The sequence below is a fragment of the Streptomyces sp. ISL-11 genome (genome assembly GCF_018614525.1).
GTDB lineage: Bacteria > Actinomycetota > Actinomycetes > Streptomycetales > Streptomycetaceae > Streptomyces.
Genome location: NZ_JAGGOL010000047.1, coordinates 69,470 through 89,285, shown reverse-complemented (window position 1 = coordinate 89,285; position 19,816 = coordinate 69,470). Strand labels below are relative to the sequence as shown.

The window sequence follows — 19,816 nt, the reverse complement described above, 5'->3', positions numbered from 1 at the left end:
TGACCTACTACGCCATATCGTGCCGAATGAGACACCTACGCCGAGTGGCATAAAAATGCCCCATTTCGCACCAAGTGACCGACTGCCCGCCTACTACTCGTTCTCGTACGTGATCCAGGCCCTATGCCCGGCCTCACACGGGGAGCCCTCCACCCTCACCCCCGGTGAGGGTGGGAACACGCGGGGACACGGCCGCAAAGCCTCAGCACACCGGCTCGAAGTAATGGCCGAGAACCCAGGCGGCAACCCTCTGACCTGCCCTGTTGCCGACCACATCGGCGGTGCGGGAGTGGACGCCCTCCCAGACGCGGGCGTCGACGACGTCGCGGTTGTAGTCGTCGGCGGACACATATCGCCGTGTCGTGCCGGAGACCTGCGAGCGGATGCGCAGGTCGACCCGGGAGGTGCCGAGGACGACGGTCAGCGCCCGCGTGAGCGCGCCGCCGACCGTCGCGTGCCCGCTGAGGTAGTCGGGGTGCGGCGGGGTGGCGATCAGGGGCTCCCACGCCGGGTCGGGCGCGGTCGCGGGGTTGCCGTCGCTGCCGGCCAGGCGGATGGCGGTGAGCGGCCGCCACCGCCCGTACCGCAGCTTGGCGTCCCAGGCGGTGATGATCGCGTCGGCCATCGCGCAGTTCGCGGCGGCCAGCAGCCGCGCGGTCCCGGCGATGTCGTACCCGGACCGGGCGGCGCGGTCGCGCAGGGCCTCCTGGAACTGGAGGCTGCCGGTGAAGAACAGCGCGGTCTCCGTCTGCGCCGGGCTCCGGCGGGACCCGGTCCGGCCGCCGTACGCCTTCAGCTCGGCGAGGTCCCGCGCGTAGCGGGCGGAGGTGAGCGCGGGCGGCGGGCCGGGGCGGAACTGATCCGGCCGGGTGAGCGTCATCGGCCGCAGCCGGCCCAGCCAGGCCGTGTCGAAGGGTTCGTACGCGGGCGGCGTCGGCCGCCAGACCCCGGGGGTGGGCGGTGGGGTGAAGGGGGTCGGTACGAAGCGGCCGTCGCCCTCCCGCGAGGCAACGGTGTGCGCGGCGGAGCGCTCCCCGAAGGCCACGCCCTCGTTCCTCGCCCGGCCCTCGGGGATCGCGGCGAGCGAGGTGGCGTAGGCGGCGTCCAGCCGGCCCCTGGAGGCGGGGAACCAGGTCAGCAGCACCCGGTGCGCGGCCGCGGCGGCGGCAGCCGCGGAGGACGCGGTGCGCGGTCCCCGGGCGTGCCAGCGGTAGGGGACGTACCGCCCCTCGATGCCGACCACGGCGTTGTACACGGCGGTGGAGACGAACGCGTGCCAGACGAAGGTCTCGGGGATGGGCCGCTGGGCGTCGGTCTCGATCACGGCGGAGGCGGTGGCGCTCCACTCCGCGACCGCGTCCGGTGCGGTGGCGGCCGTCGCCGGGCTTCCCGCCAGGCCGGCCCGCGCCGCGGCGGGGGTGGCGGAGGGTGTCACCGCGGGTGCGGCCACGAGCGCGAGTACCGTCAGGGCGGCGGCGGCCGCCCTCGCCGCCACGCGGGACACGGAGAAGCCGACGGACGTCCTGTCACCCATGACGGTCTCCCTCACACGCCGGCACGAAGGGCCGCCAACGGGTCGGCCCCTTGGGGGTATTGGACACGCCTGGGGTGTCTTACTCTGTGGCTGCGGGGGTCGCTACGCACGAAGCGGTGAAGATCGGGCCGGGGCCGTTTATGCCGTGACCGGCGGTTCATGGGAGCGGGCGCTGCGGGCCGTTGTCGTGCGCACCACCGCTGCGCGGCGGTGTCCTCAAGCGCCGGACGGGCTGCTGTGCTGTGTCCTCAAGCTCCCCCAGCTACCGCTGGGGGTGCCCCCAACGGGCTGAAAGCGGCTGAGCCCAGCCGAATCAAGCCCGTCTGGGGGCACCTCCCAGCGGTAGCTGGGGGAGATTGAGGACGCGCCCGCAGGGCGCCCGCCGCCGCAGGCGGCAAAGCCGGCCCGCCCCGCCGCAGGCGGCCAGGCGGCAAAGCCGGCCCGCACCCGAAGACCCGCCAGGCACCGCCTAACCGTCGCCGGGCGACGCGAGCCGCCCGGACGGGGCGTGCCGGAGGTAGGCCAGGACCGCGCTGACCCGCCGGTGCAGCTGCGGCACCTCCGCCAGACCGAGCTTGGCGAAGGTGGAGTTGACGTGCTTCTCGATGGTCGACTCGGAGAGCACGAGCGAATCGGCGATCGCCCGGTTGGTCTTGCCCTGGGCCATGTGACTCAGGACGTCGAGTTCGCGGCGGGTGAGGCTGGACAGGGGCGCGTCGGCGGCGCGGGCGTGACTGCCCATCAGGACCTCGACGATGCGCGGGTCGACGACCGAGCGGCCGGCCGCCACCTCCCGCAGGGCGCGCAGCAGTTCGTCGACCTGGCCGATGCGTTCCTTGAGCAGATAGGCCAGGCCGTCGGTGCCGCGCCGGAAGAGGTCGAAGGCGTAGTTCTCGTTGGCGTGCTGGGAGAGCACGACCACCCCGATGCCGGGATGGTCGGCGCGGATGGCGTGGGCGGCGGTGATGCCCTCCGTGTGGTGCCCGGGCGGCATGCGGATGTCGGCGATGACGACGTCCGGGCGCAGCCGTCCGACGGCGTCGAGGAGCTCCACCGCGGTGCCCACGGCGGCGACGACGTCCACGTCGCCGGTGTCCTCCAGCAGTCGGCGGGTGCCTTCGCGTACGAGGTAGTGGTCCTCGGCGATGACGACGCGCAGCGGTTCAGGCACGGGTCTCCTCCCTCACTCTCTCCCACAGCCGGGCGTGGATGGTGGTGCCCGCCCCGTCGCCGCTGACGATGTCGAGCTCGCCGCCGACCGCCTCGATGCGGTCCCGCATCCCGGTCAGGCCCGAGCCGCGCGTGGAGGCGGTGGGGAATCCGACGCCGTCGTCGCTGACGTCCACGAGGAGCCAGCCGTCGCCGCGTGCTATCCGGATCGACACCCGGCCGGCCCGGGCGTGCTTGAGGACGTTGGTCAGGGCCTCGGAGACCAGGTAGAACGCGGATTCCTCGACGTTCTCCGCGAAGCGGACGCCGTCGAGCGACGCGTCACTGTGGACGGTGACCGGGATCGGCATCCGGCGGGCGCACGAGGTGACGGCGGCCACGAGCCCCTGGTCGGTGAGGACGGGCGGATGGATGCCGTGGGCGAACTCGCGGAGTTCGTCGATGACGCGGTAGGCGTCGTCCTGCACCTCGGTGAGCTCGGCGTCGATGTCCCCGCCGCGGTGCAGCCGGCTGCGGGCGAGCGCGAGCTTGGCCACCAGCGCCACGAGTTCCTGCTGGATGCCGTCGTGGAGCCGGCGCTCGATGCGGCGTCGTTCGCTGTCCTGCGCGTGCACGATACGGGCGCGGGAGGCGTCGAGTTCGAGGGCCTGGCGCTGCACTTCTCGTACCTTCGCCGAGAGTTCGGCGGTGAGGCGGACGTTGTGGACGGCGAGGGCGGCGGGCCGGGCGAGGGTCTCGACGAGGTGGTGGTCCTCGGGGGTGAAGCGGCCTTCGGCCTTCGGCCCGTACTCGATGAGGCCGAGGACGTCGTCGCCGTACCAGAGGGGGAACTCGCCCCGGGGGCCGCCGGTGTGCTCGCCGGCCTCGCCGAGGGAGACGGGCAGGCCGTCGCCGCCCAGGCGCACGCGTGCCCAGCTGCTGTGCGCCGGCCAGGGCCTGTCGATGCTGGGGTCCGGCGCGGCCGCGATCGCGCTGCCCCTGCTCGTCCTGCGGGTGACGGCCTCACCGCTGAGCGTGGGCCTGGTCGAGGCGGTGTGGACCGGCGCGCTGGCGCTCGCCTGCCTGCCGGCCGGGCCGGTCGTGGACCGCTTCGACCGCCGCACGCTGCTGCTGGTCTGCGAGGCCGGCCGCGCGGTCACGAGCGCGGCCCTGGCGGCGGCGGTGCTCACGGGCCGCGCGTCCCTGCCCGTGCTGCTGGTCGCCGGGGTGGTGCTGGGGTTCCTCACCGCGCCGTTCAACGCGGCGGGGCTCGCCTCGGTCCGCCAGGTCGTCCCGGAGAGCAAGCTGAGCACCGCCCTGGCCGTCAACCAGGTGCGCGGGCAGCTCGCGTTCCTGGTGGGGCCGGTGCTCGGCGGCGTCCTGTACCAGCTGTCGCCGAGCCTTCCCTTCTGGCTGGACGCCGCGTCCTTCGTGGTCTCGGCGGTCTGCGTGCGCGCCCTCGGCACGGCGCTGCGCGTGCCGGAGTCGGAACGGGAACTCCAGGGCTGGCGGCAGTCGTTCACGGCGGGACTGCGCTTCCTCTGGGCGGACCGGCTGCTGCGCGATCTGGCCCTGGTCGCCTCGGCGCAGAACTTCGTCTTCGACGGGGTCTATCTGGCGATCGTGGTGGTGTGCGCGCGGCACGGCACGTCCGGGGCGTCCATCGGCCTGCTGACGGCGACGTCGGCGGCGGGGGCCATGACCGGGGTGCTCCTGGCCCCCCGCGTGAGCCGGCGCCTCTCCCCCGCCGGCGTCCTCCTCGGCACGGAGGTGCTCTGTGCCCTGCTCGTCACCGCCATGGCCGTCGGCGGCGCCCCGGCCGTCCTCGCTGTGCTGCTGGCCGGCTGCGCGCTTGCCGTGTCCGTCTCCGGCTCGGTGATGACGGTCGCCCGGATGCTGCGCACCCCGCCCCGGCTCCAGGGCCGGGTCAACAGCGCCATCGGCCTGCTGTTCATGGCCACGCCACCGCTCGGCTCGACACTGGCCGGGCTGCTCCTGGACTCGCTGTCCGACGGGGCCGTCTTCCTGGTCCTCGGCGCGCTCCTGGCCGTCCTCGCCCTGTTCCTGCCGCGCGCCACGACCTTCGGCCGGCCGCCCCGCCCCCTCGAAGCCGGGGCGAAGGCGGAAGCGGGCGTGTGAGGCGGCGCACTCAGTACGGCGTGCCCAGGGCGGCGGCGTCGAAGGGCCCGATCCGGTCCGTACGGCCGCCGAGGGTCTTCGCGGCCCGGTCCGAGTCCGCGAGCAGGGCGCGGCCGAGCGCCACGAGGTCGAACCCGTCGCGCTCCAGCCGGTCCAGCGCGTGGCCTGGGGCGGTGGTCATCGTGGGTTCGCTTCCGGTCGGAGGGTGCGGAGGTGGTCGGGGTGACGCCTCGTCATTCCGCGACGGTGGCGCCGGCGGACTCCCGGCCGGCCGTCGGGTTCTCCGGCGCCGACGGCTCCGGGCGCGGCGGGGTGTCGCGTACGAGCCAGGCGGCGCCGAAGGCGAGCGCCGACAGGACGGCGGCGCCGGCCAGGACGCCGTGCAGGCCGCCGGTGACCGCGGCCCGTACCGCCTCGTGGGCGGCGGCGGGCATGTCCCGCAGGAGAGCCGGGGTCAGTTCGCCGCCGGCGGTCAGCCGGTCCGCGGCCGGGCGGCCGAGGCGGCCGGCCAGCGCGTCGCCCATGCGGTGGGTGTAGAGGGCGCCCAGCACGGCGACGCCCAGCGATCCGCCGATGGTGCGCAGCAGGGTGACGGTGCCCGTGGCGGCGCCCATGTCGCGGGGTGCGGCGCTGTTCATGGTGATGAGCATGGTGCTCTGCATGAGGAGACCGACGCCCACGCCGGTGACCAGGGTGAGTGCCGAGGCGACGGCGGTCGCCGTGTCCGTGCCGAGCAGGAACAGCAGGAGCGTGCCGGCGGTCGCGACGGCGCCGCCGAGGACCGGGAAGAGGCGGCCCCGGCCGCCGCGGCCCATGATCCGGCCGACGGTCAGCTGCGTCGCGAGCATGCCGAGCATCAGGGGCAGGAGCAGCATGCCGCTGGCCGTGGACGAGGCGCCCTGGACGAACTGCATGTACTGCGGCAGGAAGTTCACCACGGCGGTCATGACCGCGCTGACCAGGAAGCTGAGGATCTGCGCCATGGTGAAGGCGCGGCTGTGGAACAGCCGGGGCGGGATGACCGGTTCCGCCGCGCGGCGTTCGACGCGGACGAACCAGGCGAGGGCACCGGCGGCGAGGGCACCGAGTCCGAGGACCTGCGGGGAGGACCAGGCGTAGGTGGTGCCGCCCCAGCTGCTCAGCAGGGTGAGCGCCAGGATGCCGGTGGTCAGCAGGGCCGCGCCGGGGTAGTCGATGCGGGCGCGGGTGCCCCGGGGGCCCGGCACCGCGGCGGGCAGCCGGACCCCGGCGCCCACGGCCAGCAGGGCGACGACACCGACGGGCAGGTTGACGTAGAACGCCCAGCGCCAGCTGAGGTGGTCGGTGAGGAATCCGCCGAGCAGGGGCCCGCCGACGAAGGCGACGGGCAGCATGACGCCGATCATCGACTGGGTGCGGCCCCGCTGGCTCGCGGGCACCAGCACGCCCATGACCGAGAGCGCCCCGACCATCAGCCCGCCGGCGCCCAGCCCTTGGAGGGCGCGGAAGGCGATGAGCTGTCCCATGCCCCCCGCCAGGCCGGAGAGGACCGAGCCGAGGAGGAAGAGCACCACCGAGGAGAGGTAGGCGCCCTTGCGGCTGTAGAGGTCGCCGAGCTTGCCCCAGATCGGGGTGGCCGCGGCGGCGGTGAGGAGGTAGGCCGTCACCACCCACGACAGGTGGTCGAGGCCGCCGAGATCGCCGACGACGGTGGGGAGCGCGGTGCTGACGATCATCCCGTCGAGCGTCGCCAGGAAGATGCCGAGCATGAGCCCGAAGATGCCCAGGTAGGGCAGGCGCTGCCGGACGGGTTCGGGTGTGTGCTCCGCGGGTTCTCTCATGACGCGCTGCCCCCAGGGTTCTGTACCGCGATGTGTACGACGCGCCTGTGTACGTCGTATCTCTGGCGTACAACGTACACATCGGTGTGTACAACGTCTACCGCTGATACGGTGTACACGAACCAGCTGCCGGAAGGAGCCCGCACCGATGCCCGCTCAGGACAAGCAGGACAAGAGCGAGAACAAGGGCCAGGTCTCCCTCTGGGAGCGGCTCGAACGCCCGGCGCCCGCGCCCCGCTCGACCCTGACCCCGCGGCGGATCGCGGCGGCCGCGGTCGAGCTCGCCGACGCCGAGGGGATCGACGCCGTCACCATGCGGCGCCTGGCCACCGAGCTGGGCGTCGCCCCCATGGCCGCCTACCGCTACGTGTCCGGCAAGGAGGAGCTCCTGGAGCTCATGGCCGACTTCGTCTACGGCGAGCTGACACTGCCCGACGACACCGCCGGCTGGCGCGACACCATGCGCACGCTCGCCCTCCGCATCCGGACCCTGATCCTGCGGCACCCCTGGATGGCCCGGTCCGCCGTGTTCACCCTGACGCCGAACCAACTGGCCGTGCCCGAGCGCACCTTGACCAAGCTCAGCGGCCTCGGCCTGGACGCCGACACGATGATGACCGCCGTCCGCACCGTCACCGCGTACGCACGCGGTGCCGTCGACGCCGAGATCGGCCTGCTCCGGCTGATGCGGGAACGCGGATGGTCCGACGGGCACGAGACACGGTCGGGACTGGCGCCCCAGATGAGGTGGCTCATGAACACCGGCCGCTACCCGGCCTTCCTGCGCTACCTCGGCGAGGCCACCCGCAAGGACGACGCGCAGTGGCAGTTCGAGGCCGGCCTGGACTGCGTCCTCGACGGCATCGCGGCCCGCATGGGCATCTGACCGGCACCTCCTTACGGGCCGGAACGACAGTCACACGAGCCCCGCCCTCCCGCACCCGATCGGTGGACCTCACGCCGATACCACCGTCCGCGCTGTACGGAGCGGCGGTTCGGCCAGTGGGAGCGGGCCCGCTGGTGGGACTACATCCAGGCCGCGCGGATGTCGGAGGACTATCAGAAGCTGTTCGGCGGTGGCGTCCAGCTCCTCCAAGCACTCAGGCCCGCCACCGCCAGTGCGCGCACCTGCGGCCAGGGCCTGGAGTCGATCCTCTACGACCTGGCCGGGCGCGGCAGTGACGGCCCCTTCGACCGCGTCTTCAACGGGCCCACCAGCGAGGCGTGGGTCGACCCGTGGGCCACCCGCCTGCGCGAGCTGGGCGTCCGCTTCGCCTTCGGCTGGTCGGTCGAGCGGCTGGAGGTGCGCGGCGGCCGCGTCGAGGGCGCGCACGCCCGTACGCCCGGGGGCGGGGCGGCGCGGATCGACGCGGACTGGTTCGTCGCCGCGGTGCCCTCAGAGCGCGCGTCCGCGCTGTGGAACCCCGCCCTGCGGGCGGCCGACCCCCGCCTCGCGGCCATGGACGGGCTCCAGCAGACCTGGTGCAACGGGATCCAGTACTTCCTGCCCGAGCCGGCGCCGGTGATCCGGGGGCACGTCCTGCACGTCGACTCCCCGTGGAAGCTCGCCTCGATCGGCCAGTCCACGCTGTGGCGCGCGCCGTTCGCCCGTACCTGGGGCGACGGGACCCAGCGGGAATCGCTGTCGGTGGTGATCTCCGACTGGGACACGCCCGGGGTGCTCTTCGGCAGGCCGGCCAGGCAGTGCACCCGGACCGAGGTGGCCCGCGAGGTGTGGGCGCAGATGCGGGCCCATCCGAACGACGGCGGCCGCCAGGTCCTGGGCGAGGCGCTGCCGCGCTCCTGGTACCTGGACGAGGCGATTGCCGAGGGCGGCCCCGGCGGCGGGCTGCGCAACGACGACCCGTTCCTGATCAACACCGCCGGCTCCTGGGAGCTGCGCCCCGACGCCGCGACCGGTGTGGCGAACCTCTTCCTCGCCGCCGACTGCGTCCGCACGTACAGCAATATCGACTTCGCCTCGATGGAGACCGCCAACGGGGCCGGCCGGCGGGCGGCCGCCGCGGTGCTGAAGGCCGCGCACGCCACGGACGTGCCGGAGGTGCCGACGTTCAAGGGGTACGAGGCGCCGGAGTTCGCGGTCATGAAGGCCGAGGACCGGGAGCGGTGGCGCCGCGGCCTGCCGCACGCCCTCGACAAGGGCGGCGGCAGGCCATGAATGCCGGACCGCCCCGGCCGGGCGTTGAGGCCGGGCCGGGGCGGAACGGGTGCTCACGGCGGCCGCTGACGCGGCCGTGCGTCAGCCGAGGGTGGCGATCGCCTGGTTGAAGGTCGCCGACGGGCGCATCACGGCCGCGGCCTTGGCCGGGTCGGGCTGGTAGTAGCCGCCGATGTCGACCGGCGAGCCCTGCACCGCGATCAGCTCGTCGACGATGGTCCGCTCCTGCTCGGCCAGCGTCTTGGCCAGCGGCGCGAACGCCTCGGCGAGCTGCGCGTCGTCGGTCTGCTTCGCCAGCTCCTGGGCCCAGAAGAGCGACAGGTAGAAGTGGCTGCCGCGGTTGTCGATGCCACCGAGCTTGCGGCTCGGCGACTTGTCCTCGTTGAGGAACGTGCCGGTCGCCCGGTCGAGGGTGTCGGCGAGGACCTGGGCGCGCGCGTTGCCCGTGGTCTGCGCGAGGTGCTCGAAGCTGACGGCCAGCGCGAGGAACTCGCCCAGGCTGTCCCAGCGGAGGTAGTTCTCCTTGACGAGCTGCTGGACGTGCTTGGGCGCGGAACCGCCGGCACCGGTCTCGAACAGACCGCCGCCGTTCATGAGCGGGACGACCGACAGCATCTTCGCGCTCGTGCCGAGTTCGAGGATCGGGAACAGGTCGGTCAGGTAGTCACGCAGCACGTTGCCGGTGACCGAGATGGTGTCCTCGCCGCGGCGGATGCGCTCCAGGGAGAACGCGGTCGCCTCGACCGGCGAGAGGATCTCGATCCGCAGACCCTCGGTGTCGTGCTCGGCGAGGTAGGTGCGGACCTTGGCGATCAGGGTCGCGTCGTGCGCGCGGCCCTCGTCCAGCCAGAACACGGCCGGGACGCCGGTCGCGCGGGCGCGGGTGACGGCGAGCTTGACCCAGTCCTGGATCGGCAGGTCCTTGGTCTGGCACATGCGGAAGATGTCGCCGGCGCTCACCGTCTGGGTGAGGACGACGTCGCCCTTGCCGTCGACGACCCGCACCGTGCCGGTGGTGGGGATCTCGAAGGTCTTGTCGTGGCTGCCGTACTCCTCGGCCTTCTGCGCCATCAGGCCGACGTTGGGCACGGAGCCCATCGTGGCGGGGTCGAAGGCGCCGTGGGCGCGGCAGTCCTCGATGACGGCCTGGTAGACGCCGGAGTAGCTGCTGTCCGGGAGGACCGCGAGGGTGTCGGCCTCCTGGCCGTCCGGGCCCCACATGTGGCCGGAGGTGCGGATCATGGCCGGCATGGAGGCGTCGACGATGACGTCGCTGGGGACGTGCAGGTTGGTGATGCCGCGGTCGGAGTCGACCATCGCCAGGGCGGGGCCCTCGGCGAGCTCGGCGTCGAAGGACGCCTTGATCTCCTCGCCCAGGTGGGGCATGGTCTCCAGGCCCTTGAGGATGCCGCCGAGACCGTCGTTCGGGGACAGGCCGGCCGCGAGGAGGGCCTTGCCGTACTTCGCGAACGTCTGCGGGAAGAACGCGCGCACGACGTGACCGAAGATGATCGGGTCGGAGACCTTCATCATCGTGGCCTTCAGGTGCACCGAGAACAGCACGCCCTCGGCCTTGGCGCGGGCGACCTGCTCGGTCAGGAACTCGCGCAGCGCCGCGACGCGCATGACGGAGGCGTCGACGACCTCGCCCGCGAGCACGGGTACCGACTCGCGCAGGACGGTGGTGCTGCCGTCGTCCCCGGCCAGCTCGATGCGCAGGGAGCCGTCCTCGGCGATGACGGCGGACTTCTCGGTGGAGCGGAAGTCGTCGGCGCCCATGGTGGCGACGTTCGTCTTCGACTCGGCCGTCCAGGCGCCCATGCGGTGCGGGTGCGCCTTGGCGTAGTTCTTGACGGACGCGGGGGCGCGACGGTCGGAGTTGCCCTCGCGCAGCACCGGGTTGACGGCGCTGCCCTTGACCTTGTCGTAGCGGGCGCGGATGTCGCGCTCCTCGTCGGTCTGCGGGTCGTCCGGGTAGTCCGGCAGCGCGTAGCCCTGCTCCTGCAGCTCGGCGACGGCCGCCTTCAGCTGGGGGATGGACGCCGAGATGTTCGGCAGCTTGATCATGTTCGCACCGGGCGTCTTGGCCAGCTCGCCGAGCTCGGCGAGCGCGTCGTCGACCCGCTGCCCCTCTTCGAGGCGCTCGGGGAAACCGGCGATGATCCGGCCCGCCAGAGAGATGTCACGGCTCTCCACAGTGACACCGGCCGTCGAGGCGTACGCCTCGACCACGGGCAGGAACGAATACGTCGCCAGGGCCGGGGCCTCGTCAGTGTGCGTATAGATGATGGTCGAGTCAGTCACCGGTGCTCCGCTCCACGTCTGCAACATTGCTCGACATCAAGATATCTCGTGATCCCCCTCCCCTCGACAGGGGCTGCCCCGTCCTTCGCGACGACCGCCGCGCGCGGCCCGCGGCCCGCGCGCGGGGAGAAGTGACCGGAACGGTCATTACCCGCTCTGCCGTCCACTGTCAGCGTTCATTGGTGAGCTCGCTCTTCCCGCTCGCTCCTTCCCACTCGCTCCTTCCCACTCGTTCCTTCCCGGCGGACGCGTCCGCCATCTGGAGGCGATATGACCACGGTCTCGGGCACCCGCATCGACGTGCTCTCGCGTGAGGTGCTCCCGACAGGCAGCTCGATCGCCGTGTCGGCCAGGTTCTCCGTCACCATCGGCAGTCCCGAGGACACCGTCGACCTGACCGGCGCGCTGCGGAAGCTGGTCGCGGGGGCGGGTGTCACCGAAGGCACCCTTCACCTCTACTGCGGCCACACCACGTGCGGCCTCGTCATCAACGAACGCGAGGCGGGTCTGGAATCCGACGTGCGCGGGGCGCTGGAACGCCTCGCGCCGCACACTGACGCCCACTACTACGCCCATGACAAGAACCGCTCCCCCGCCGAGCGGCTGGTGCACAGCGAACGCGACAACGGCCACTCCCACGTCCGCGCCATGGTCGGCACCCATCCCGAACTGAGCATTCCGATCACGTCGGGGTCGCTGTATCTCGGCCAGTGGCAGGCGGTCATGCTCGCCGAGTTCGACGGGCCCCGCACGAGGGAGCTGCTGGCGCGCGTGCACACGGCCATGTGACGGCCGGACCGACCTGACCGACCCGACCGACCGGATCGGCGGGAGACCGGAGGTGAGAGGCGGGGCGCGGCTCCACGGAGACCCGCGGGGGATCAAGTACTCCGTGGAGTCCGCCCACAACGGTTAAACTACACCGTGCAGTTTCTAGTTGTAAACCGACCAGTGCAATTCTGGAGTGAGTGAGCAGCCATGACGCCAGCGACGACGACCCGCACGGGCCGTCCGGAGAAACGTGCCGCGATCGACCGCGCGGCCTGCGCCGTCTTCGGCCGCGAGGGCTACACCCGGGCCAGCGTCGACGCCATCGCCGCCGAGGCGGGCGTCTCGAAGCGCACCATCTACAACCACCACCAGGACAAGGAACAGCTGTTCCTGAGCGTGCTGCGGGAGAGCACCCTCGCGGTGGCCGCCCACCAGAAGGAGCTCATCGACCGGCACCTGACCGATCCTGCCGACCTCGGGGCGGAGCTGCGCACGCTGGGCCGCGCGCTGGCCACGCCGCAGGAGGGGTTCGAGGGGCACTTCGCCCTGGTGCGCGTCATCTTCGCGGAGGCGGGCCGGCTGCCCGTCGAATTCATCGAGAGCTGGCACGAGCACGGTCCGCGCCAGAGCCGCGCCCACCTCACCCTGCGCCTGGGCGCCCTCGCCGCGTCCGGCCGCCTGCGCACCGACGACCCCGCCCGCACCGCCGCGCACTTCACCCAGCTGGCCACGTCCGAGGTGTACGAGCGCTCCTTCCACGGCGCGCTGCCGCTGCCGAGGGAGGAGGTGGAGGCGCTGGTCGACTCGGGTGTCGACGCGTTCCTCCGCCTGTACGGGGGCGACCGCTGAGCGACGCCCGGCGCGAGCGGGCGCGACGCCCGGGAGCCGGCCCGCGCTCCGCCGGACGGGCCACCCGCCCCTACCGGCACCCTTCCGTCGAGGCGTTGTAGCGCAGCAGGTAGGCCGCGAAGCGGGCGAGGTCCACCTCGTCCCAGTCGGCGAGGCGCTCCCTGAAAGCCGTGCGGCGGTTGCCGCCGACCTGCGCGAGGGCGGCGGCCCCGAGAGCCGTCAGGTGCAGGACCCGGGCCCGCTGGTCGCAGGGGTCGGGGCGGCGTTCGACGAGCCCGAGGCCTTCCAGGCCGGCGACCTGCCGGCTGACGGTCGACTTGTTGAGCAGGAACCGCTCCGCGAGGTCCGTGGCCCGGCAGCCGCCCCGGTCCTCCAGCTCGGCGAGGAGCGCGAAGGAGACCAGCGACAGCTCGGGGTGCATCCGCGCGGCCGCGGCCCGTGAGCGCCGGGCGAAGGCGGTCAGCTCGCGCTGGATGGTCTCCAGGGACGCATGGCGGTCGGACATGGGTGGCCTCTCTTCCCTATTTAGATGTAGAGTACAACTTAACGAAGTAGTTGTAGTTACCAACTATCTATCCACCTCTCGCCCATCCGTCCCCGACCGTCGGGGGAACCGAGGAAGCCCATGAAATCCGCGACAGGCGGCGCCCTGCGCCATGTCCTCACCCACCTGCTCACCCCGCTGCTGATGTGCGTCGGCATGGGACTGGCCTACCTCGGCGCGTTCGCCGATCCCTCACCGCACGACCTGCCGGTCGCCGTGGTGGGGTCGGGCCCGAGCGCCCAGGCGCTGGCGCGGACCCTCGCCGACAAGGCGGGCGACGACCTCTCCGTCCGTACCGTCGCCGATCGAGCGCGGGCCGAGGACCAGCTGCGCCACCAGGACGTCTTCGGCGCGTACGTTCCTGACGAGCGGACGCCCGAGCTGCTGGTCGCCACGGCCGGCTCGGACACCACCGCCGCCGTCGTGCAGAAGGTCTTCACGCCCGTGGCCGCCCGTCAGGGCACCCCGCTGAAGGTCACCGACATCGCTCCGCCCGCCAAGGACGACCCGACCGGCCAGGGCATCTTCTTCCTGCTGGTCGCCGTCAGCATCGGTTCGTACGCCTCCGTCGCCGTGATCGGCGGAGCCGGGGCGGTACTGCCGATGCGGATACGGGCGCTGCTCGCCGTGGCGACCTCCGCCGTGGTCAGTGTGATCGGCGCGCTCCTGGCGGGTCCCGTCTTCCACCTCGTCGACCACGGACTGGGCGGCCTGTGGGGTCTGGCCTGGCTCTACTCGGCCGGCGTGCTGCTGATCGGCACCGGGCTGCACACCTTCCTCAAGCGATGGACGACGCTGGGAATGATGGTGCTGTTCGTGATGCTCAACTTCACCAGTTCCGGCGGTGTCTTCCGGCCCGAGATGCAGAACGGCTTCTTCGCCTCGCTGCACGGCTTCTGGAACGGCGCCGCCTTCGTCGAAGGCGCCCGCGGCCTCGCCTACTTCGACGGTTTCGGCCTGGGCCGGCACGCGTGGACCCTGGCGCTGTGGCTGGTCGCCGGTCTGGCCGTGACCGCCCTGGCATGGGTGACCGAATCCCGCCGTCGGACCAGGGCCGTGGCGGCGGCCTCCGCCGACGCGGAGGAGGAGATGGAGGAGGCCGTGGGCGTCTGACCCACCACCGCCGGCCGACGCCGACGAGCCCGATTGATCGCCGACGCCGGGCCGTCGTCCGCACCACCGCTGCGCGGCGGTGTCCTCAAGCGCCGGACGGGCTGCTGTGCTGTGCCCTCAAGCTCCCCCAGCTACCGCTGGGGGTACCCCCAACAGGCTGAAAGCGGCTGAGCCCGGCGAAATCAAGCCCGTCCGGCGATTGAGGACGCGCCCGCAGGGCGCCCGCCGCCGCAGGCGGCAAAGACGACCCGCAGCCGTGCGCAAGCACCGACGCGCTATGCGGCAGCCGGCGTACGCCGAGCCGCGTCGCGCACGTAGAGCAGGCCCGCGCAGGCGACGATCCAGGCGGCCAGGACGGCGATGCCGCGCCCCAGGCCGTCGTGGTGGAAGTACGCGAGCCCCTGGATGGCCCGGACGCCCGCGCCGACGGGCAGGACGTCGGACAGGGGGTGCAGCCAGCCAGGCAGGTAGGGGGCGGGCATCACGCCGCCGCTGGTGCTGTTGCCGAGGGTGAGCAGGACGACCGAGGCCAGCCCGGCGCCGGCCGCCCCGCCCCACCTGATGAAGACCATCGTCGCGCCGCCCGCCGCCATCGCCATCAGCGCGGTCATCCCGGCGATGCCCACGAAGGAACCGGGCAGCGCGCCGAACCCGGTGTCGCCCGCGAGGAGGGCGACGATGACTCCGCCCAGGACGCCGAAGAGCGCGAGGCTGGCCATGCGCTGCCGGAAGCGCAGGGCGGGCGCTGCCTGGTAGGTCATCATGCCGAAGAGGTAGCCGGCGAGGACCAGGCCGAAGGCCGCGTAGAAGATCGACAGGCCGCGGGTGTCACCGGTGGAGGCGGGGAGGACGTCCTCCTGGGCGAGCCGGTGCCCGCCCGCCCCGGCGACCGGCCCGAAGGCGCCGGTGAGGGTGCCGGTGACCGAGGGCCCGTTGGCGCCCGCGAACAGCAGTTTCGGGGCGCCGTGTCCGGTGAGGTAGGCACCGTAGACGCGGCGGTGCTCGACGGCCTCGCGCGCGGCGGCCTCGTCCGCGTACGGACGGACGTCGAAGCCGCCGGAGAGGGCCGACTCCAGGCCCTCCTCGATCCGGTGCGTCTCCTGCTGCGTCCCCACGACGGCGACCGGGAGGTCGTGCGGCCTGGGGGCGTGGAACGCGGCGAGGTAGACGCTGACGAAGATCGTCCCGATGGCGAGCACGACGGCCACCGGCATCAGGACGCCCTTCAGGCCGCCCTGCGGGTTCCGCGGCGGCGCGGGGTCCGGCAGGTCGGTGTGCAACGGGGCGGGCCGCGGCGAGGCGGTGGAGGATGAGGAGAGTGACACGAAGGAACCGTCCAAACTTGTAAGGTGCCTTATAAAGCTAGCAGCAACCATAAGGTGCCTTACAAGTGGCGGTCCCCATGAACCAACAGTCCTTCCCCACCACCGGCTACCTGGCCTGGCAGTTCTCCCAGGCCATGGGCGCCCGCCTGGAAAAGGAACTGCGCACGCTGGACCTGACCCTCGCCCAGCACAACGTGCTGCGCAGCGCCCTTCTCGACCCCGGCGTCTCCAGCGCCGAAGCGGCCCGCCGGGCCGGCATCACGGCGCAGTCCATGGGGGCCGCGGTGAACGCGCTCGTCGACCGGGGGCTGATGGAGCGCCGCCCGCACCCGACCAACCGCCGCGTCCTGTGCCTGCACATCACCGCCGACGGCCGGCGCCTGGCCGAGCGGTCGACGGCCGTCGTGGGCCATGTGAACGACGACGCCCTGGCCGTCCTCTCCCCGACGGAACGGGCGACCGCGCACGCCCTCCTGCACCGCCTGGTCGAACACCTCAACCCGGGGGCGCTGCCGCCGTCCGCCTGATCTCGCTCGGCACGTCGGCCGCGTTCCGCTGGAGGCACGAGCGAACGGGCGCGCGAGGGTCATCGGGGAACCGGACCCGGGATTGATCACACCGGACGAGTGCGCGGTCGAGCCGTACGAACGGCTCCCGGCGGGCGATGAGCCCGGCATCTTCGAGCGGGCGATCCCGGCGCGGTCCCGCGTCCTCGCACTCGGCTGCGCCGTCGGCCGTATGACGCACCCACCGGTCGACCGCGGCTTCACCATGACCGCCGTCGACGAATCCGCCCCAATGCCGGAACAGGTCCACGGCGCCCCGACCGCGTGCTCACCGATCGAGGAGCCTGGATACGAGCCCGGCCGGTGGGCGGTCGGCCGTAGGGTGCAGCCGCCGGCCGTCGCGGTCCGGGAAGGTGCGGCGATGCCGCCGGGTTCGTACGGGCCCGCCGCGGCACAGCCGAGGGGTACGCGCCGGGCCCTTCGGCGGAGGTGAAGTCGGCGAAGCGGCCGCGACCCCCGCCTTCGGCATGCCGGCCAGCGCGATTCACGCGCCGCCGCACCCCAGGCATGGGACGCGGATTCCGGCCTCGGGCCGACGACCCCCTCCCGACACGCGGCACCGATCGTGGCCGCGAGCACGGCGATGCCTGCCGCGACCTCTCCTGCGGTGGGCATGCGACGGCTCCCTCCGCGGGGCCGCCCCCGCGACCACACAACCCTCCGCTTACCCCCCAGGGGTATGAATCCTTTCGCCATCAACCCTTGCCCGAAGATACGGGGTAGGGGTATACCTAAACAGGCGTCGGCGATACCCCCCACCGGTATCCCCCGCTCAGCCTGACCCCACGTTTCCGGGAGGAACACCATGTCCGACTGCTGCACCCCCGAAGGCAGCTGCCACACCAGCCGTCCCATCGCCGTGGCCGACGGCACCGTCGTCGTCTATGCCGTGTCCGGCATGACCTGCGGCCACTGCAAGTCCACGCTCACCAGGGCGATCGGCGAACTCGACACGGTTCTCGGCGTCGAGGTCGATCTCTCCGCGGGAACGGTCGCCGTCACCTTCGCCGGCGAGCCCGACGACACGCTGATCGCCGAGGTCGTCGACGACGCCGGTTACGAGCTCACCGGCCGGGTCTGACAGCCCCCGCCCCGCACCCCCATGGCTCCGGGAGCCCGGCCGACCGCCGGGCGCCCGCGCCCGTCTTCCAGTCCGAGGAGCAGCGATGACCATCACGACCACAGGGACCACCGGCACAGCCGAGGTCGAACTCGCCATCGGCGGTATGACCTGCGCCTCGTGTGCCGCCCGTATCGAGAAGAAGCTCAACCGCATGGACGGTGTGGAGGCGACCGTCAACTACGCCACCGAGAAGGCCAAGGTCACCTATCGCGGGGACGTTGCGTTGGCCGACCTGGTCGCCACGGTCGAGGCCACCGGCTACACCGCCGCGCCGCCCGCGCCCGCCCGGTCCGCGTGCACCGACGGTGGCGAGGAAGCCGCCGCCGAGGCCGACGAGCTGCGTCCGCTGCGGCAGCGGCTGGTCACCGCCGTGACGCTGGCCGTGCCCGTGATCCTCCTGGCGATGGTCCCGGCCTGGCAGTTCGAGTACTGGCAGTGGCTGTCGCTGACGCTGACCGCCCCCGTGGTCACGTACGCGGCCTGGCCCTTCCACCGCGCGGCCGTCACCAACGCCCGGCACGGCGCGGCCACCATGGACACGCTGATCTCGCTCGGCACGTCGGCCGCGTTCCTGTGGTCGCTGTGGGCCCTGTTCTTCGGCGACGCCGGCATGCCCGGCATGACCCACGCCTTCGAGCTCACCATCGCGCGCAGCGACGGCGCGGGCAACATCTACCTCGAAGCCGCCGCGGGCGTCACCGCGTTCATCCTGGCCGGGCGCTACTTCGAGGCCCGTTCCAAGCGCAAGGCCGGTGCCGCGCTCAAGGCCCTGCTGGAACTGGGCGCCAAGGAGGTCACCGTCCTGCGCGGCGGCCGTGAAGAACTGATCCCCACCGCCGAACTCGCGGCAGGCGACCGCTTCCTGGTCCGGCCCGGCGAGAAGATCGCCACCGACGGCACCGTCGTCGAGGGCACCTCCGCCGTCGACGCCTCCATGCTCACCGGCGAATCCGTGCCCGTCGAGGTCGGCGTGGGCGACAGCGTCACCGGTGCCACCCTCAACGCGGGCGGCCGGCTCGTCGTCGAGGCCACCCGCGTCGGATCCGACACCCAGCTCGCCCGCATGGCCAAGCTCGTCGAGGACGCCCAGAACGGCAAGGCCGCAGCCCAGCGCCTCGCCGACAGGATCTCCGCCGTCTTCGTCCCCGTCGTCATCGCGCTGGCGCTCGGCACGCTCGGCTTCTGGCTCGGCAGCGGCTCGGGCCTGACCGCAGCCTTCACCGCCGCCGTGGCCGTACTGATCATCGCCTGCCCCTGCGCCCTCGGCCTCGCCACCCCCACCGCCCTCATGGTCGGCACCGGCCGCGGCGCCCAGCTCGGCATCCTCATCAAGGGCCCCGAGGTCCTGGAAACGACACGCAAGGTCGACACGATCGTCCTGGACAAGACCGGCACCGTCACCACCGGCCGCATGACCCTCCTCAAGGTCCACACCACCCAAGGCACCTCGCAGACCGACGTCCTGCGCCTCGCCGGCGCTCTGGAGCACGCCTCCGAACACCCCATCGCCCAGGCCGTCGCCACCGGCGCCACCGAACGCGTCGGCACCCTGCCGACGCCTGAGGACTTCGCCAACGTCCCCGGCCTCGGCGTCCAGGGAGTCGTCGACGGCCACGCCGTCCTCGTCGGCCGCGAGAAGCTCCTCGCCGAGTGGGCCATACACCTGCCGGTGGAACTGGCACGAACCAAGTCGGCGGCCGAGGCCGCCGGCCGTACCGCCATCGCCGTCGCCTGGGACGGCGAGGCGCGCGCCGTGCTGGAGGTCGCCGACGCGGTCAAGGACACGAGCGCGGAGGCGATCCGCCGGCTGCGCGCGCTGGGGCTGACGCCCATCCTGCTCACCGGGGACAACCGGGCCGTCGCCGACGCCGTCGCCGCCGAGGTCGGCATCGACGAGGTCATCGCCGAGGTCATGCCGCAGGACAAGGTCGACGTCGTCAAGCGCCTCCAAGCCGAAGGCCGTTCGGTGGCCATGGTCGGCGACGGCGTCAACGACGCCGCCGCCCTCGCCCAGGCCGACCTCGGACTCGCCATGGGCACCGGCACCGACGCCGCCATCGAGGCCGGCGACCTCACGCTCGTCCGCGGCGACCTCCGCGCCGCCGCGGACGCCATCCGCCTCTCCCGCAAGACCCTCGGCACCATCAGGACCAACCTCTTCTGGGCCTTCGCCTACAACGTCGCGGCCCTCCCCCTCGCCGCCGCCGGCCTCCTCAACCCCATGATCGCCGGAGCGGCGATGGCCTTCTCCTCGGTCTTCGTCGTCGGCAACAGCCTCCGCCTGCGGGGCTTCCGCGCCGACGCGTGAGCCGTTCGACCGTGCGGGGCGGAGCAGCGCTCCGCCCCGCACACTCGTGTCGCACCACCGCGAGGATCCGTCCGGCCGGTGGGTGTCAGGTG

18 protein-coding genes are annotated in these 19,816 nt (G+C 72.6%); 10 read left to right on the top strand and 8 right to left on the bottom strand.

From position 1 onward, the window contains the following. Nucleotides 1-202 precede the first annotated feature (202 nt). The 3 genes from J7E86_RS12240 to J7E86_RS12230 all read right to left on the bottom strand — a co-directional run bounded on the left by J7E86_RS12240 (nt 203) and on the right by J7E86_RS12230 (nt 3,609). A complete protein-coding gene (locus J7E86_RS12240; protein ID WP_215081626.1) occupies nt 203-1,534 on the bottom strand; it encodes a vanadium-dependent haloperoxidase in 1,332 nt (443 codons plus the stop codon). A gap of 469 nt (nt 1,535-2,003) precedes the next feature. After that, nucleotides 2,004-2,705, bottom strand: a complete 702-nt coding sequence (locus tag J7E86_RS12235; protein WP_308312570.1) for a response regulator transcription factor — start codon at nt 2,703-2,705, stop codon at nt 2,004-2,006. Further along, nucleotides 2,698-3,609, bottom strand: a complete 912-nt coding sequence (locus tag J7E86_RS12230; protein ID WP_215081625.1) for a GAF domain-containing sensor histidine kinase — start codon at nt 3,607-3,609, stop codon at nt 2,698-2,700. Before J7E86_RS12230 ends, J7E86_RS12235 begins: the two co-directional genes overlap by 8 nt. Between J7E86_RS12230 and J7E86_RS12225 the strand changes: the two genes are divergently transcribed. Then, the gene (locus J7E86_RS12225; RefSeq protein ID WP_285439686.1) at nt 3,497-4,822 is read left to right on the top strand and encodes an MFS transporter; all 1,326 of its coding nucleotides are present in this window, start codon (nt 3,497-3,499) and stop codon (nt 4,820-4,822) included. The genes J7E86_RS12230 and J7E86_RS12225 overlap by 113 nt on opposite strands. Before the next feature lie 10 nt (nt 4,823-4,832). Here J7E86_RS12225 and J7E86_RS12220 read toward each other — a convergent pair whose 3' ends face one another. Both J7E86_RS12220 and J7E86_RS12215 read right to left on the bottom strand, forming a co-directional pair. Further along, entirely contained in the window at nt 4,833-5,003 is a 171-nt protein-coding gene (locus J7E86_RS12220) for a hypothetical protein (RefSeq protein WP_215081623.1), read from the bottom strand. 52 nt (nt 5,004-5,055) lie between these two features. Then, nucleotides 5,056-6,642, bottom strand: coding sequence for a DHA2 family efflux MFS transporter permease subunit (locus J7E86_RS12215; protein ID WP_215081622.1), 1,587 nt, complete (start codon nt 6,640-6,642; stop codon nt 5,056-5,058). 148 nt (nt 6,643-6,790) lie between these two features. On the opposite strand from J7E86_RS12215, the gene J7E86_RS12210 reads away from it, so the two are divergent. Next, nucleotides 6,791-7,528, top strand: coding sequence for a TetR/AcrR family transcriptional regulator (locus tag J7E86_RS12210; RefSeq protein WP_215081621.1), 738 nt, complete (start codon nt 6,791-6,793; stop codon nt 7,526-7,528). A 159-nt stretch (nt 7,529-7,687) separates the two neighbouring features. After that, complete coding sequence (locus J7E86_RS12205; protein ID WP_215081620.1) at nt 7,688-8,821, top strand: FAD-dependent oxidoreductase; 1,134 nt, start codon at nt 7,688-7,690, stop codon at nt 8,819-8,821. 81 nt (nt 8,822-8,902) lie between these two features. On the opposite strand, the gene J7E86_RS12200 is transcribed toward J7E86_RS12205, so the two are convergent. Further along, nucleotides 8,903-11,125 carry an NADP-dependent isocitrate dehydrogenase gene (locus J7E86_RS12200; protein WP_215081619.1) on the bottom strand — a complete coding sequence of 741 codons (2,223 nt, stop codon included), beginning with the start codon at nt 11,123-11,125 and terminating at the stop codon, nt 8,903-8,905. A gap of 270 nt (nt 11,126-11,395) precedes the next feature. Here J7E86_RS12200 and J7E86_RS12195 point away from each other — a divergent pair, with 270 nt between their 5' ends. Together J7E86_RS12195 and J7E86_RS12190 are read left to right on the top strand one after the other, a co-directional pair. After that, a complete protein-coding gene (locus J7E86_RS12195) occupies nt 11,396-11,914 on the top strand; it encodes a secondary thiamine-phosphate synthase enzyme YjbQ (RefSeq protein WP_215081618.1) in 519 nt (172 codons plus the stop codon). Between the two features lie 189 nt (nt 11,915-12,103). After that, the gene (locus tag J7E86_RS12190) at nt 12,104-12,745 is read left to right on the top strand and encodes a TetR/AcrR family transcriptional regulator (RefSeq protein ID WP_215081617.1); all 642 of its coding nucleotides are present in this window, start codon (nt 12,104-12,106) and stop codon (nt 12,743-12,745) included. 70 nt (nt 12,746-12,815) lie between these two features. Here the strand turns inward: J7E86_RS12190 and J7E86_RS12185 are convergent, their stop codons facing one another. Continuing rightward, the gene (locus J7E86_RS12185; protein WP_215081616.1) at nt 12,816-13,250 is read right to left on the bottom strand and encodes a MarR family winged helix-turn-helix transcriptional regulator; all 435 of its coding nucleotides are present in this window, start codon (nt 13,248-13,250) and stop codon (nt 12,816-12,818) included. Nucleotides 13,251-13,370: 120 nt separating this feature from the next. Between J7E86_RS12185 and J7E86_RS12180 the strand changes: the two genes are divergently transcribed. After that, nucleotides 13,371-14,402, top strand: coding sequence for a hypothetical protein (locus J7E86_RS12180; protein WP_215081615.1), 1,032 nt, complete (start codon nt 13,371-13,373; stop codon nt 14,400-14,402). 275 nt (nt 14,403-14,677) lie between these two features. Here J7E86_RS12180 and J7E86_RS12175 read toward each other — a convergent pair whose 3' ends face one another. Next, a complete protein-coding gene (locus J7E86_RS12175) occupies nt 14,678-15,727 on the bottom strand; it encodes an ABC transporter permease (RefSeq protein WP_308312569.1) in 1,050 nt (349 codons plus the stop codon). A 77-nt stretch (nt 15,728-15,804) separates the two neighbouring features. On the opposite strand from J7E86_RS12175, the gene J7E86_RS12170 reads away from it, so the two are divergent. From J7E86_RS12170 to J7E86_RS12155, 4 genes are all read left to right on the top strand, one after another. Then, nucleotides 15,805-16,254, top strand: coding sequence for a MarR family winged helix-turn-helix transcriptional regulator (locus J7E86_RS12170; RefSeq protein ID WP_215081614.1), 450 nt, complete (start codon nt 15,805-15,807; stop codon nt 16,252-16,254). A gap of 82 nt (nt 16,255-16,336) precedes the next feature. After that, nucleotides 16,337-16,726, top strand: coding sequence for a class I SAM-dependent methyltransferase (locus J7E86_RS32020; protein ID WP_215081613.1), 390 nt, complete (start codon nt 16,337-16,339; stop codon nt 16,724-16,726). Nucleotides 16,727-17,098: 372 nt separating this feature from the next. Continuing rightward, nucleotides 17,099-17,374, top strand: a complete 276-nt coding sequence (locus J7E86_RS12160; RefSeq protein ID WP_215081612.1) for a heavy-metal-associated domain-containing protein — start codon at nt 17,099-17,101, stop codon at nt 17,372-17,374. Between the two features lie 85 nt (nt 17,375-17,459). Continuing rightward, nucleotides 17,460-19,724, top strand: a complete 2,265-nt coding sequence (locus tag J7E86_RS12155; protein WP_215081611.1) for a cation-translocating P-type ATPase — start codon at nt 17,460-17,462, stop codon at nt 19,722-19,724. Nucleotides 19,725-19,816: the final 92 nt, after the last annotated feature.